This is a genomic window from Halolactibacillus miurensis (assembly GCF_900116255.1).
GTDB classification, from domain to species: domain Bacteria; phylum Bacillota; class Bacilli; order Bacillales; family Amphibacillaceae; genus Halolactibacillus; species Halolactibacillus miurensis.
Map to the genome: position 1 here is coordinate 1 of NZ_FPAI01000040.1, position 13,697 is coordinate 13,697.

General features: G+C 34.1%; 12 protein-coding genes. 11 read left to right on the forward strand and 1 reads right to left on the reverse strand.

Translation table 11 applies throughout. The annotated features are described in order from the left end of the window. Nucleotides 1-296 precede the first annotated feature (296 nt). Complete coding sequence (locus tag BM390_RS14440) at nt 297-884, forward strand: coiled-coil domain-containing protein (RefSeq protein ID WP_062323732.1); 588 nt, start codon at nt 297-299, stop codon at nt 882-884. 463 nt (nt 885-1,347) lie between these two features. Here the strand turns inward: BM390_RS14440 and BM390_RS14445 are convergent, their stop codons facing one another. Further along, nucleotides 1,348-1,920 (reverse strand): hypothetical protein, encoded by a 573-nt coding sequence (locus tag BM390_RS14445; protein WP_062323734.1) that lies wholly within the window; start codon nt 1,918-1,920, stop codon nt 1,348-1,350. A gap of 511 nt (nt 1,921-2,431) precedes the next feature. On the opposite strand from BM390_RS14445, the gene BM390_RS14450 reads away from it, so the two are divergent. The 10 genes from BM390_RS14450 to BM390_RS14515 form a co-directional block, all read left to right on the forward strand. After that, a complete protein-coding gene (locus tag BM390_RS14450) occupies nt 2,432-3,343 on the forward strand; it encodes an SMR family transporter (RefSeq protein WP_062323736.1) in 912 nt (303 codons plus the stop codon). Nucleotides 3,344-3,511: 168 nt separating this feature from the next. Then, a complete protein-coding gene (locus tag BM390_RS14455; protein WP_062323738.1) occupies nt 3,512-3,739 on the forward strand; it encodes a hypothetical protein in 228 nt (75 codons plus the stop codon). Between the two features lie 1,422 nt (nt 3,740-5,161). Beyond that, entirely contained in the window at nt 5,162-6,100 is a 939-nt protein-coding gene (locus tag BM390_RS14465; protein ID WP_089855618.1) for an MFS transporter, read from the forward strand. Nucleotides 6,101-6,103: 3 nt separating this feature from the next. Beyond that, nucleotides 6,104-6,421 (forward strand): MFS transporter, encoded by a 318-nt coding sequence (locus tag BM390_RS14470; RefSeq protein WP_143103200.1) that lies wholly within the window; start codon nt 6,104-6,106, stop codon nt 6,419-6,421. A 53-nt stretch (nt 6,422-6,474) separates the two neighbouring features. Next, the gene (locus tag BM390_RS14475) at nt 6,475-6,846 is read left to right on the forward strand and encodes a hypothetical protein (protein ID WP_062323748.1); all 372 of its coding nucleotides are present in this window, start codon (nt 6,475-6,477) and stop codon (nt 6,844-6,846) included. 965 nt (nt 6,847-7,811) lie between these two features. Further along, nucleotides 7,812-8,153, forward strand: coding sequence for an ISL3 family transposase (locus BM390_RS15855; protein WP_062323750.1), 342 nt, complete (start codon nt 7,812-7,814; stop codon nt 8,151-8,153). A gap of 681 nt (nt 8,154-8,834) precedes the next feature. Further along, the gene (locus BM390_RS14495) at nt 8,835-9,194 is read left to right on the forward strand and encodes a hypothetical protein (RefSeq protein ID WP_062323753.1); all 360 of its coding nucleotides are present in this window, start codon (nt 8,835-8,837) and stop codon (nt 9,192-9,194) included. Between the two features lie 922 nt (nt 9,195-10,116). Next, nucleotides 10,117-10,488: a hypothetical protein gene (locus BM390_RS15335; RefSeq protein WP_143103202.1), complete on the forward strand. Its 372-nt coding sequence runs from the start codon at nt 10,117-10,119 to the stop codon at nt 10,486-10,488. Nucleotides 10,489-11,175: 687 nt separating this feature from the next. After that, the gene (locus BM390_RS14510) at nt 11,176-11,802 is read left to right on the forward strand and encodes a CPBP family intramembrane glutamic endopeptidase (RefSeq protein ID WP_177220741.1); all 627 of its coding nucleotides are present in this window, start codon (nt 11,176-11,178) and stop codon (nt 11,800-11,802) included. Between the two features lie 621 nt (nt 11,803-12,423). Further along, nucleotides 12,424-13,697, forward strand: a 1,274-nt coding sequence (locus BM390_RS14515) for a hypothetical protein (protein WP_089855630.1), incomplete at its 3' end; no start/stop codon positions are given.

Here is a 13,697-nt window from a genome sequence, read left to right on the forward strand (position 1 = left end):
GTTACTTACCATTATACAAGACTTGGGGAGGTACTTCCTTTTTTATGCTTCAAAACCATTGGGCCGCAAGGCCTCAGAATTATGAAATTCATTCATCTAATAAATGTTTAAATTATACCATCGGATTTTATGAGATAAAACTGATACCTTGTCTAGCCTCATGATCAGCGCTGCATACTTAAAATATCAATTTCCATAATTAGTCTAGCAAGTCTAATAGACCTCAACTAAACTACCTGGTTAAGTGCAACCTATCCATATTAGGTAATAATTAAATCTTAAAAGGAAGAGAGATGATGATAATGATCAAAACTGTTATGTCTACTGTAACTGTTACGATGCTAGTATTCATATTATTTGGGTGTTCTAGTGATAAAGAAGTAGAAACGAATGAACAAATTCATGTTGAAAATAAAAATAATATTGACGAGTTGAAAAATGATATTAGTGAAATTACAAAACTAAACGAAGAGTTACGAGAAGATTTAGATCAGCAATCGAAAGAATTAGATCAACAACAAAAATTAATAAAACTTATACCTCAATCATGGGCAACAGCTGAACAATTTCTTAATGCCTATATTGAGCTTGATTATGACACTATGGATGAATTATTAACAAATAACTATTCAATTGAACAAGAGGGGATAATCTTGACCGATAATTCGACTAAAACACCTTATCTCGCTTTGCAGAGCAAAAGCATATCGTATCTTCTAAATAACTTCGAGTTAAATTCTGACCTTTCAAGTGATAAGATATTAATGAACGTATCATTCTATGTTGACACTGAGGATAATCCCTCTTCAGGAAGTGTTGTATTTATGAATTTAACTCTAGAAAAAATCGAAGAATTTTGGAGAATAACCAATATTGATTTATAAATGATTAATAAATGACGGCTCTCTTACAAACATACCAATATTAGTTGTGTAATTTCCACGACGGTGAATTTACACTACATTTCAATTTAAAGTAGGAAGTGAAGATGAGGACGTCAACACGATAAGACCTTTGAGTCTGTATTGCAAACTTGGATAGGTTACACTAAGCAAGACAGGATCCTTTAACCACACACTTCATTTCACGGCTATTATTCTGTTTGCCAAGCTATTTATCATTACTTGAGCGGGGCTTTTATATCGAGCGGCTGTCGTTCGGCAGAGCCAGCATGTATTCAGCTGGTTCTCTGACGCAAAAACCATGCCCGCAGGTGCTCGATGCCAAGCCACGTTAATTTCCTAGAGATGTAAAGGAAAAAGTGTTTTTTTAATGCACTGTTAAATACCTTGGCAGTAGTCACTTATCCAACTACCGAAAAAAATCAAGAAGTATATCTAAAAGTCGCTAACTATTTGTATAACTATCATAAAAAGAATCAAAATATTTTAAACTGGAGTAAAAACGCATCTGCAGTTTATTTAAAACTTGTTCTAATTCTTCTTTTGAATAAGAAGCTGTCAGTTCTGCTTTTTGTATAGAACTCTCCATTTCTATTATTGATTCTACTAGCAATTGTAAATAGTTTTTCGTATTTTTGTCATAATTTTCACTAAAGGTTAGATCCAGCAATATTTTTCTAGTTTCTATAACATCTATTTTAATTGAACTGAATTTTTCATTAGTAAACACAACTGAGTCCCCACTGATTAAAAAATCTTGGTGATAAACATCTAGCAAACCTTGTTGCATCCTGTTAATCGTTAAATCATTTGTTTCACTTTTTTCATAACTGCTTTTTAAGTCATTTAATTTAGATTCATATTGAGCAACCACCGTAGATTCAGGTGTGTAGATATATTGTTTATTTATACTAAGCAACGATAATGGATAGTAATGTGACAATATAAAAAGCACGCAGGATATTATAATTACTGGAGTGATTATCAATAATAAGTGCTTTTTTCTGAATATATTCATTGGAACTTCCTCCCTCTATAAAATAAGTTATTCTTGAAATCCCTCCGTGTTACTCCGTTTTTCTACTCAGGGTGATATCAAAATACGGATGAGTTAAACGTAATTAATCAATAAAAATGATTATTAGAACATGAGGCTCGGGCGAAATAAACATTGACGCTTAAAATTCATTCTATTAGATGACACTTACTACCATAACATAGGAAGGGAGGATTTGCATTTTTTAGGTCATTGATTCCTTCCTATTTAGTTTCTTAAGTAAATCTGTTATTCTTGTTCGGGTATGCGGTTATCGTTTTCTTTGAATAATCCTGTCTCTTTATGTTGATGAATCCACCTGCCAAAAGTGGATGGTATTAATTCGTATTCTTCAAATGATTTTATTTCTGGTTTTTTGTAACTACTAAAATAAAGTATACAGATTTCGTCAGATAAAATGAACACTTGCGTAACGAAACGAAATAAGGCTATAGTAATGAAGGAACAAAAAGAAGGGGAGTAGAGAAGCTTTATGTTTTATTTATTGCTAGCCATTATTTGTAGTGCATCCATTGCACTGATCTTTAAGTACACAGAAACAAGAAAGACGAATCGTTACGTTATTACAAGCGCTAATTATTTTATTGCTTTTACGACAAGCATTGTCATGATTGTGACAAAGGGCTTGATGACCGATTTTTCACTTGATGTTAATTTCCTCAGTGAGTTTAGCGCTGTTTTAAACTCAGATAACGCCTTGTTGTCACCAGCTTCAAGTATCCTTTGGGCACTGATGATTGGATCTGTTGCGGGCATATTTTTCTTTTTATCATTCATCTATTATCAAAAAAGCGTACGAGAAAATGGGGTAGGATTATCTGGCACGATTGCTAAATTAGGTATTCTAATTCCAATGATTTTCTCCATCATTATCTGGCAAGAGTTACCGACAATGATTCAATGGATCGGGATTGTTCTTGCACTTATATCTATTCTAATCGTAAACTTGTCACCCGAATCGCTTGAGCGCTTTGATTTAAAACCAACATTGCTGTTGTTGTTTGTTTTCGGCGGGATTGCGGAGTTTTCAAATAAAATCTATCAAAAGTATGCGTTAAATGATTATAAGGATGTCTTTCTATTCGCAGTATTTTTTATTGCGTTTATTATTAGTGCCACCTACGCTTATAAAAAGCAGGGCGACGTAAGAAAAAGCGATATTATAACAGGTTTCTTAGTTGGTATTCCAAATCTGTTCTCATCATACTTTTTAATTCTTGCCTTGGATACATTGAAAACATCGGTTGTCTTTCCAATATACAGCGCCGGCAGTATCGTATTGATTACGATTGGTGGATTTGTGTTATTCAATGAAACCATTAAGCGAAAAAATAAAGTTGCGATTGCTTTAACTATCGTTGCCTTAATTTTAATCAACCTATAATACACACACCGAAGACCTAACATGATTATTTTGTTAGGTTTTTTTGTTATAACGTATATTTTTTGTCAGTTATTTGCTATGATAGAAATAAGCCAATAACATCCAATTTAATCTATCATGTGTAAGAGATGTTTGTTGAAGTAAATGATTAAAAGGAAGGGGAAAGAGATGAATCAACACGATCTCTTTATCGCTGTTTATATCGTTTTACTATTAATGATTTTTATGATTGTTTGGCGTTTTACACTAGCATTTTTCAAGAAGACAGGTCCTTATACCAGTTATATTATTCAAGCCGCTTTCATTCAACTCATCTTGCAGCTTATTGTCATCATCAACTGGTTTTTCTATTACATGCATATCAACGCTATTCATTTATCGGTGGTATTATCTTAGGATCTCTTATCTGTCTTTCTACTGAAATCACACTCATAATATTACTGCTTATAAAAAGAAAGAAGCTTATATCGTCCTAGCACTACAAGGTCTCTTTACATCTAACATTTGAAAGGAGCGCGCATGCATTTGAAAAACAAACCGATGTTGATCAATTTAAAGCCTACTCTTGTTCTTTTCACTTTAAGCGTGTTGTCGTTAGGAGCTGCTTCATTCTCGAAATCATTTCATGATTTCTCGTTAGATTATTTGAAATTACATCCACTCATATTGGTCATCGCTTTATCAGTTTTGACCTTTTTTCTATCAATAGTTGCCATTTTCAAATCTAAGACGAAGAGAGTCGTCATCGTTCATCTAAGCCTTATCGTTGGAAGCTTATGTATTCTCTTGTTGTCTAGTTTCATTTTCTTATTCGGTAATGCCGTTGACAACCTATGATTATTGAACTGTAGATTTTAATTAAAGGCTGTTTTTAAAAAGTTGTTTTTTGCGAAAAACAATAAATTTAATAAAGCATATGAAGGAGGTAAACAGATTGAAAAACGTCATAGAGAAAGTCATTTATTTTGTATTTACGATCTTTATTTACATACTTTTAAGAAAAGTCGTAACGCTGGCATGGGATAATTTCGTGCCTTTGAATTTTAAAACAAACCTTTTAGGTGCATTTGTCGTCTTCCCAATAATGGTGGGAGCATCATTTATATTAGCCTCTATAACTTTTAAGTTCATCAAGAAGGCTTGAAAAAAAGTAAAGTAAAAATTAGTACGACCTCGATATAGAGGTCGGCTTTTTCATTTAAACCTTAGTATTACTAGCTTTCTAACAGGATAAAATATACGTTTGCTTTACACTTTTATCAACACCGCCTACGCCGACCTATAGAGATAGTCATCCAAATCATGAATGTCTTCACGTTATACCTTTGTAAAAACATGCATGAGTTAGCTGAACTTTCATTAGATATATTCGAATATTGGCTTCAAAATATAATCATGATTATATATTTACAGAAAAGAGATAGTATCAAAGAGCTTTGTTATAGATACACCTCATTATCTCTAATAATCAGTTTTCAATAGGATTTTTACAAAAATATAAACCGTGGTAATATCTAAATTAATCAACAAATCTATCCGATTAACTTCTTAAGTGAAAACCATTCGTGTGCATTTTCTTTAGATTCACATTACTTGTTCTAGACTTATTAAGTCCTATCATTCTATGACTCAATATTAGCATGCACTGAAACGAACTAAATTTTCCTGTTATTTAAGGATTGCCTATGCGATTGCGAGAGACGTGATATGACTGATTAGTTTAAATGTGTTTAAGAGGTGAAAAGCCTAAAAAAACTTGAATAATTTCACAAACAAATAATTAGCAATATTTTTAACTTTATCTGGGAGGATGATTTAATGAACGTATTTCGTGTTAAGTTTTTCACGACTTATTTTGCCTCAAGAAGCTTTGCCAACCTGAGTGATAGTATATATTCCATCGCTATACTTTGGTTGATTCAAACATCAACACTGAACGTGTCAGTAAACGGCTTTGTTTATGCGGCAATTAGTTCAGCAGCTTTATGTAGCATTTTCTTTGGACCAGTTGTTGATCGTTATGCGGCCGCGACACTTGCTGGTTTAGCCTTACTATTTCAAGCAATAATTGTGTTTATAATTCCCTTCATTTTTTCTACCGACCTTTTTATTGTTGCACTTATTATTGGTCTTGTTTTTATTGCATCGTTATTTTCTGCATTGTACTACCCGGCAAACAACAAATTGTTAACGCTGTTAATAGATGAACCGGATCAACTTCAAGCAGCTAATGCGGCGATTGGTTCATCCGATCAAGTCATCAACTTGATTGGCTACTTAGCTGGTGGAGCATTAATTGGATGGCTAGGTATTCAAAATGCCTATCTGTTATCCGCTGCTTTATTTTTACTCGCCGGCGTGAGCTTTCTTGGTCTATTAACTAGAAAGACAGCCCAACAGAAAACAACCCATCCATCCTCTGCACGTCAGTCATCGCTAAAGAAACGTTTTAGTTTATACCTAGCCGATATTAAAGCAGGCTTTTCATTCATTAATAAAAGTCGCTATTTAAAAATCATCCTCCCGTCAACGATTATTTCAGGGGCGATTATTGCCCTATTAATTATTATTTTACCGACGATGGGTGAACAGTATGGTTCTGCGATCTACTACAGTGGCCTTTACGTTGCCTTTTTCATTGGGTTCTTTATCGGCGCGATTCTATCAAATACTTTAAAAGCAAAAGGCTTATACGTGGCCATGGCCTGGCTCGGTAACGGTTTAGCTCTCGTATTATTTGGTTTAGCGTCTAACTGATGGATGACCGCTTCATCTTTACTTTTATTCGGGGCCTGTTCCGGGGTGATGAATGTGATTCAAATGTCGTTAATTCAAATCATGACACCCACCCATCTCATGGGTAGAGTCATGGCCACGTTAAGTACCGTCAACAATATCGCCACACCGATTGGGAGTTTAATTGGTGGGTTATTACTTTTATCATTTGATGTTCAGTCGATTATTATGACGAGTGCGATTATCTTTATCATAATAAGTGGTTATCTGTTGTCACAATCACATTTTACTCGTTTTGATACCGATGATGCCAAACAGTTTAAAGCGAGCTTTGAATCTTGAATTAACAATAAACAATCAGTAAAAGACGAAGGACATGAAAGGAGTGTAGAAAAATGGAAATGGTATTACCAGCAAATTATGTAATAATTAAAACAGAAGAAATGATGTATTTAGATGGTGGGTTTGGAGTACCTAAATGGCCGGTTTACATGGCAATTAATACTGGGATAGCAGTATTAATTGGTGGGGGTGGGGTCAAATTATTAATGCCGCTTATTAGGCGTAATGGCTCTGCAGCATCTAGAAAAACGTTTAATAATGTATTAATTCGATTTGTTAGTACTAGAGTTGCAAATACCTTGACAGGGCTTGTTTTAGGAGCCATTAATGGTTTTTTATATTTTTCTGTTGGTGCGGCAGTAACTACTATTTTTGATAGAAATGATACAAAACCAAACAATGGCTCTTTGAATGCTCTGTGGTAAATTATTATGAATAAATACTATAGCGTTGTTTTTATTATAACGGTTATCTCAATACTGATAACTGGTGGTGCTCTAAACTATATTAATAGTAGCCAATTTACTTTAGATAGTCCGTTTTTAAAGTGAATGATCATGCTATTTATTTTATTGGTTTTACAAATTATTTTGTTGCTTTTTATTTACTTCAAATACATTAAAAATGAAGTTAATAATTAAATTGTTTAATAGTGAATTTAAATTGAAATGTTATTATCCAGAAATGATGTGTAGATTGAGCAGGAAAAAATAATGTGTTTGGATGGGGGTGTAGGTCTTTACGTTAATTTAAGTAATAAGGTGCGGAATATGGTGGGAATTGTAGGCTATTCCATGAAAAAGGAACTTGGAAAAGTCAATCTAGGCATTTTTATTCTTGGTATTAGCTGGTTAAAGGCGGTTACTATATGATATCTAATAAAAAATATACTAAACCTTTCATACTTATATTCTGTTTAGTATTACTCAACATTTATACATTCATAAACTCTGAAGCGGAGATAGAAATTACATTTTTAATTTTGATTGTTTCGGTACTTATTGGTCTATACAAAGGGATAAATGCTACTAAATTTAGAGAGACATTTAATCTGTTCAAAACAGAAAATATCTTCCATGGCCCGATGAGAAAAATCGAGTTATTAGCTTCATTATTGTTGTGTACTAGTACAAATCATGCTAGCTATAAATTTATAAATTTGATGAGTATATCAAATATATTATATGAAATAGCTTTTCTTTTTGTATTCACGTTCGCTATGTATCGACTGCTATTTTTGAATTTATTTAAAGATTGATTGGTTTGTAAGTAAGCACAAAAGAATTCGATTTGAGACTTTAATTTTATTATTCATGGCTTTAATTTAGAAGAGGTTACGATGACAAAATCAGTCGAGTAAGAAGGCCATTATCAACTTCATGTTGAGTTAGTGCGTGTTCCTCATCATTGTCCGAGCTGTAACCAAGTAACAGAAAAAGTCCATGATTATCTGATCCAAAAAATTCAACATCACCTTATTTTTGATAGACAGACAATTTTATTTTACCGTAAACGTCACTATTGTTGTGAAAATGAAGCATGCCAAAAACGGTTCCATGAAGATAATACCCTCGAGGAGCGGTACCAAAGACAATCTATAGAATTTAGTCAGGCCATGGGGGTTGAATGGATTCAAGGAAAGAGCTCTAAGGATGTTGCTTCTCGTTTTGGCACCTCTCCAACGACGATTATGCGTCGTTACGATCAAATTTGTGCTCCGATGTTAAGGTAAACCAAACGGTTACCAAAAATTACAGCGATTGATGAATATAAAGACGATGCTGGGGGCAAAAAGTAGCTCCGATCGAAAGAAATTCTAAAAGACCGGAAAAAAGAAACCGTCATGGATAAATTATATTTATTTGGTTATCCGTCTTATAATAAACTATTAAGGGAGTGCTGTATATTGGGCAACATAAGTAGTTTGGAATTTTTTTATGTAGTTTTTGGCATATCACTTTTAATGGAATTGATTTACAATGTTATTTCTGAAAAAAATGCTATTATTTTTCTGCTTGTATACCATGTCTATGAGCCTGACAGAGCAGAATATGACTTTACTAAGACTTTAAGAAACTATAAGCTATTCGCTTTAACCCTCATAGTATATTCCGCAATAATTATAGTTCTAACATATATATTTGGGACCATTGTTTCTAAAGTTGGGATGTGGATATTTTTTTTAATTGTTATTATTGGCAGTAAATTCTTAAATCCTGTAAAAAAAACCTAGAAAAAATAGATTAAGTGCAATTATCTTTATCATATTAAGTGGTTATCTGTTGTCACAAAGACATTTTACTCGTTTTGATATCGATGACGCCAAGCAGTTTAAAGCGAACTTTGAATCTTGAATTAACAATAAACAATCAGTAAAAGACGAAGGACATGAAAGGAGTGTAGAAAAACGGAAATGGTATTACCAGAAAATTATGTAACAATTGAAGAAGAAATGACGTATTTAGATGGTGGGGGGCAGACTTATTCTGGCTATAGTGGTTGGCGAGAAGTTAGCAGTATGCTGGCCAGTTTAACACGGTCAACCATTTCAGCCGGAAAATCAGCTGTAGCTGCTGGTGCTTTAGCTTCAACAGGCGTGGGGGGAGTTGGAGCAATACTAATTCTAGCAGGAGCAAAAGTATCATTTATAAGTGCTGCTATAAATGTAGGAGCTGCAGCGGCTTCCATCACTTTCATGGCGAGGTATAATAAGTTTCAATCTAAATCATGGAGTATATTTGGGTTTGGTGCTCATTTAGTTAGAAGAGTATGAAAAGATTGTCTGAATCGTCATGGTTATATTTAATTTTAGGGTTCATTCTGTTAATTGCTGACAATATATTTATACCTGACAACCATCATTGGAATAATGATTATCCTATAATGGTTTTGATTATCAGTTATGCGACCATTATCTTATCATTACCCTTATTTTATATATCTTTTAAAATGGATTGTAAGAAAAAAGGATCGAAGTGGATTCTCCCTTCTTTATTTGGGAATAAAATACTATATATATTTCTCTTTCTATGTTTTGGTGTTCTTTTGAATTTTATACTAGCTTTCTTATTCAAGTGAATAATGTTTTTTAGCCATTAAACTCAACGACCTTAGAAAACGAATGGGACTCAATTTGGTCAAATTGGGACGATGGGCGGGGCAGCTTTAGGGACGTGGATGGTTAGCTAGGCTGCAGTGGTTGGATCTAATTTAGTTACTGCATACTCTCGAGGGAAAGGTGTTAAGTGGGACATAGGTGTGAGTTGGGCTGTAGTCCCTGGTCTAACTGGAACAGTTAAGTAGTAATTTAGAGAGATAAAACTTTTGGGAGATATAAATAATTAAGCGAGGAGATAGGCGTATTGAAACCAAGATCATTATTATTAATTATCAGCAGTATTTGGGCGTTCATATATGCTAATATGTTGTACCCATCCCTAGAAGATATAGAAGGTCTAAAAGCCTTTTTAATTGTATTTATTGTATGGCCAGGATTCCTATTTTTTCAACTGATTTGTTATGCATTGTTTAAAAAATATCAGAATCAAAAAATTTATGTTGGATTCATTCTCTTAAAGACAACCTTATTCCTCATTCAACCCATAATTGCCGAAAATCAACTGAACTCTATATTTTTTTATCTAACGATATTAGGCATCTTTCTAATTGATTTTCACATAATGACGCTAGAGAACATGATAAACTTCAAAGAATTAACAATGTCAGAACAAGAAAAGAAAGGCAGTTCAGAGTACTTTAAGGTATCTTGGTTTCTCATGGGTTCAGTTACATTATTGTTCGCTTTATATTTCCAACTTAGTGAAGGTAACTATATGATGATTATATCATTTAGTATTGTGTACATATTTCTCTTCTTAAGAAAACAAGAACCAAAGGGAAAGTTTATCTTTGTTCAATTATTTGGTCTGTTAGCAATTTATTTATTAGCGATACTTGATGCTCCTGAGTTTTTAAAAGGTATACTTTTAATCGGCGTCTTATTTCTTATTTATCAAATTAAAAAGCATATTCTTAATAAGAAAAAGTTATCTAATATTACAGATTAGAAAATTTCCATAAGAATTTTTTTATTGATAAATAGATGGTACATCTTCAAATAGCGTTTATTTTTGGAGCAGAGGCTCTTTATATTAAAGGATTATTCGCAAAATTGATTCGACCAACGTGACAGTAACAAAAATAATGGGTGGGGTTAACTTATAATGTCGACACTGATTTTATTTCTATCAGGGTTAGGTTTTATTTTAAGTATTTTAACAATGTATGTTTTACTGATTTCTATAAATTGGTATGTCAGCACAAAACTGTACAACTTTTTTAAGGAGCGAAACTCGGGCTATCGCTTCTTAGTATTTTAAATGCTTATATTAACACTGCTAGCTTAGTGTCACTTGACTGTCGCTCTGCTCGCATGCAATCGAGCCCGGCAACCAGATGATGCCAAGCAGTTTAAAGCGAACTTTGAATCTTGAATTAACAATAAACAATCAGTAAAAGACGAAGGACATGAAAGGGGTACTGTTAATATGGACTTAGAGCTGGATCAACGGTTACTTAGTGGTTCAAATAACACTCGAAGCAAGATTGAGACAACGGAGTACAAGGTTTATTTACCATGTCTTATTTGGTGAACAACGTCACTCATTCATTAATTTTGAGCAAAAATGGATTAACAGAAAAAAGCGCCACAATATTTTTCAGCTAACTAGGAAGGCGGTCAATGTGAAAATATGATGAAGGCAAACCGAATTAATTTACGTCTCAAAAAAATCATTCTATTGTCTATTTGGGTTATTATCTATTTTAAAATCAACTTTGGAGTAATGAGAAGTACGGTCTTTCTTGCTTTGTTAGAGAATGATCAATTCTTTTTAAATTTGATTATGATTTTAATTATATACTTATTTTGTAGGCAAGAATTAGACCAATCACTAAAAGAACTAAATCTTTCAATGATTAAAAAAACCTTATTAACTTTGATTGTTTTGATATTGACGATATATATCTATATGACGCTTGTATTTGATAGTTTTGAAGTGGCATCTCAAAACTATACTATTGAGTTTTTGTTTGCTGCTATAATCATTGCTCCGTTAAGAGAAGAATTAATTTATAGATACTTATTTTTAAGTGTAACAGATTCAAAAATGGGGAAAATAGTTTTAGGCGTAATTTCTGTATTACTCTTTGTCTACGGTCATAGACATATGCATAATGGGAATTTATTGGCGATGATGCAAGTAGTGTTTCTATCATTAGGAACAATTTTTCTATACTTAAAAGAAAAAAATATATTTACAGCCATTGTTTTACATGTCATGTTTAATGCTTTCGTTATCATCATGTCCTTGATATATTGAGCTAAAAAACTAGCTGGAAGAGTTTCTTTCTTGGCAGATGGCTTCTTAATTTAGATTGCTTAACTCGTTTCCAGGAAATATTGAAGACACCTTTTTGCGAAGTAGTAGTTGAATACATATAGTTTCCAGAATATTTATCATACACGCCCCAAGTAGCTATAAAATCGGAGGTGTTTTTGTATTCATAGTATTCACGAGATGCCAATGTTTCATAATGAATGTTAATCATCCCGTGTTTTAAAAGCGCTAAATCGGAACATAAGCATGAAGAACTTTTAACATCCGCTGTTTCAAACAGTCTCGCGACCTCGAGGTTGATAATAGAACGCTATCCAAAAGCTAAACTTCAAGAGATAGAGATTCAAACGTTAGAGCGTAAGTATTACCTATACTATCTAACCGTTTTAATTAAGACAGAAGGAGATTCATCGCCGAACAATCAGCGGTATCAATTTGAATTTATCGCTTTAGGGCGAGAAGACACCTTCCTCAAGTGCGTTAGCACTAGGTGGGTGATGAATCGCTTGTTTTGAATATTTTTGAAGTGACAAACGTATATTCCGCGTGTTATAATTAAAGCACTAACAGTGACCGTCACAAAACAAAGAGAGGGTGGGTTTCATGGGCATGAAGGCTATTTTTTCAAATCGCTTATATAAGTATAAGATCGACGCAAACTTCGTTATGTCCATGGATCACACCCTTCGGGTGTTTAATCAAGCCAAACATTTTCGCTATCAAGCGGAGGTCCGGGAGCTTAGGGGCGTGAAAGAGAAAAGTTCCGTCTCCATCCATCAACGGTTAAAGCAACGTTACGGATTAAATGATTATTATGCGAACAGTGCTGTTCAACAAGGACGCGCCCTTCTATCCGCGCAAAAAGAATTGAAGAACATATACATGCGTAATAAAAAAGAACAAATCAACGCCGTTAAAAGAAAAATAAAAGCGACGAAGGCGCGCTTGACGACACTTCAAAAGATAAAAGCCTCTTTTGTCAAAGGAACACCGACGTTCAATAAAACGTCACGTGAACAACAAAAAGGGGTCTTTTTTGTTGTGACATACAAGCATCACACCCGCTTATTTTACCGTGCCTACGATTTTGAACATCAACATCTTGATGTTGAAATCAAATATCTAAAGTCTCGCTTGGGTCAGTTGAACTTTAAGAAAGATCGATATGAAAAACAATTGATTAAATTGACAACCAAAGTGACGGGTGTGTGTTTCGGGAGTAAGAAACTCGCGCGCGGCCGGTTAACGCAAAAGTCTTATCACGCTCATCCTGAGCGTTGGCAGAAAGATTGGGCAGCGGCGCGTTACGGTAAGATGACCATTTCTGGGCGCAAAGATGCCAAATCAGGTAACTTTGTCTTTCATTATCACCCAGAGATGCATGCCCTTACCTTTAAAGCTATCGACCAATGCGTCATTAGTCTCTCTGACGTTGTTTTTCCTTATGGCCAAGATCATGTCAATTGTGCCATTCAGACACAAATGAACCTGAAAGATAAGAAAAAGTACGGGAAGCCTATTGGATGGTCACTTGAGGACCATGGTGACTACTACATCGTTAAATGCTTAATCGATGTGCCGGCTACACCTTATCTAAATACCTCAACATCAACGGGTATGGTTGGTGTTGATTTGAATGTGAATCATATCGCTGTCGCCAATGTCAACGACATTGGTCAATGTGTGGATGCCTTTACCCTCCCGTTTAACTTAGAGGGTAAAACCAGTGGGCAGGTAACGAAAATCATAGAAGCGGAGGTCATGGCCCTCGTTGACTATGCCGTTAAACATCATAAACCACTCGCCATTGAAAGATTGGATACAACGCGGTCCAAAGTGTCGCGTCCTTATGGACATAGGAAAGCCAATCGTCGAAT